Annotated in this window: 3 protein-coding genes; 1 reads left to right on the top strand and 2 read right to left on the bottom strand. The window is 63.8% G+C overall.

The annotated features are described in order from the left end of the window. Positions 1-92 (top strand): excalibur calcium-binding domain-containing protein (locus RMN84_RS12280; RefSeq protein ID WP_405051433.1); only part of this gene is annotated, 92 nt, incomplete at its 5' end. 27 nt (positions 93-119) lie between these two features. Here the strand turns inward: RMN84_RS12280 and RMN84_RS04225 are convergent. Together RMN84_RS04225 and RMN84_RS04220 are read right to left on the bottom strand one after the other, a co-directional pair. Further along, positions 120-1,367: a pilus assembly protein TadG-related protein gene (locus RMN84_RS04225; RefSeq protein WP_309610953.1), complete on the bottom strand. Its 1,248-nt coding sequence runs from the start codon at positions 1,365-1,367 to the stop codon at positions 120-122. Positions 1,368-1,375: 8 nt separating this feature from the next. Then, positions 1,376-1,540, bottom strand: a complete 165-nt coding sequence (locus RMN84_RS04220) for a hypothetical protein (RefSeq protein ID WP_309610952.1) — start codon at positions 1,538-1,540, stop codon at positions 1,376-1,378. Positions 1,541-1,726: the final 186 nt, after the last annotated feature.

The following is a 1,726-nucleotide window of genomic DNA, read 5'->3' as shown; positions in this document are numbered from 1 at the left end:
GCGCGGCCGGGAAGGCGCCGCTGATGGCCGGCCGCCCCGGCTATCACCATGAACTCGATCCCGATGGGACCGGCCTCGCCTGCATGCCCTGACGACAATTGCCACGGCGACGCCGGCGGTTAGCTGACCAGCTTTACTTCCGCGCCCGACAGCTTGAGCTTACCCTTGTCGGCGGTGCAGCCCTGCGTGATCAGGATGTGGCCCTGAAGGATCAGCTTGCGCCCGATCAGTCGTGCGCATTTCATGTCCGGTGACGCGCTGCCATCGAGACGCAGGGTCTGTGACGGAAAATAGAGGATGCCGTCGAGTTTCGAATTGGCGTTGCCGGCGATGATATTCTCCTCGCCCTTCACTTCGGGCGCGGCGCGGCGATCCTGGACCATCAGGAGCCCGCTATAGGGCCCGTCCGACGGTGCCGACATCTGGACATTGGCTGCGGGATCGAGCGTAGCGCGCCCGATCGAGGTCGGTGACGCATCGGCGTCCTGACTCGTGAGGAATATCGTGCAGCCGTCGCACGTGACTTCGGCCTTCGGGCCGAACACGACGTTGCCGCGATTGAGGACGTAATTGCCGGGATTGAGCCGGACCTTGCCGTTGAGAGCGAGATTGCCGAAGCATCCAGGTTGGAGTTGGACCTCGTTCGACCCCGGATTGACGGTCATGTTGGGGCAGCCGGTGTTGGGAATGTCGGGCAGCTTGACGTCGGCACCCGGGTCGCTCTGGGCGAGCGAATAGGGTTTGACCCGTCCGCCGCTGCCGGTCCCGGTGCCGACGATCCCGCCGACGGCGAACAGCTTGCGCGCGGCGAACTGGGACGACGCGTCGCCGCGCACGGCGTCGGGTGCGGAAGAATTGGTCGCGATGCCGCAGTCGCTTTCGACCTTGCTGTTGGGGTCGATGCTAATTCCCGGTTCGTCCGACCCGTCGAGCGCGAAGGCGCAGAAATCCTGCGTCTCGATCATCGTCGCCGTCGCCGAGGCCGAGACGATCAGCGGCTTCGACATGAACAGCGATGCGAACGACAGACCGGCGGGGGCACTGATTTTCACCGCGACAGCATAGGGATCGCCGGGACGGTTCTCGGGGGACAGCGTCGCGCGCGTCTGCATGTTCTCGATCTTGCCGCGATTGCGGCTGGCATCGTCATCGACCGCATAGTCGATGTCGCCGCCCTTGATCGCCGTCAGACTGCCGCTCATCGCCGCCGAGTCCGCCACGGCCTGCAACTGTCGCTTGAGGACGATCCAGTGCGCCGTATCGACCGCCAGGCCAACCGCGCCAATGACCATCGGCAGGGCCATGGCGAACAGCGCCAGACTGTTGCCGTTCTCGTCGGCGTAAAGGCGTTTGGCGGCCCTCGCCACGTGCAGGATCATCGAGGCTTGGCGGGGGACGCGTGCGGTACCTTGGCCTTGTCGAGCAAGGCGTGGAGCTCGGCCTGTTCTCGTGCTACCTTCTCGGCTTGGGCATCGCGCGGCTGCGGTATCTGACCGCAAGCGGCGATGCCGACTAAGGCAAATGCGAGAACAATCTTCATCATCAATTCCTCAAGCGCTTCCTTTGCCGGACGTTCAAGGAACCGGGACGAGCCGCGGCGAGGCGCTCAATGAAGTTAATGCATTCCGATTCATCACCATTCCGTTGCCAAGCTCGCCGCCCGAGCAATTCAGCAGCCTATTGATGCAATTGTCGATCATGTTGCCTCGGTGCCGTTGTCCCACCC

This window comes from Sphingomonas sp. (assembly GCF_031380695.1).
GTDB lineage: Bacteria > Pseudomonadota > Alphaproteobacteria > Sphingomonadales > Sphingomonadaceae > Sphingomicrobium.
Note: the sequence above shows the minus strand (reverse complement) of the source record. Positions and strands in the feature narration are given on the sequence as shown.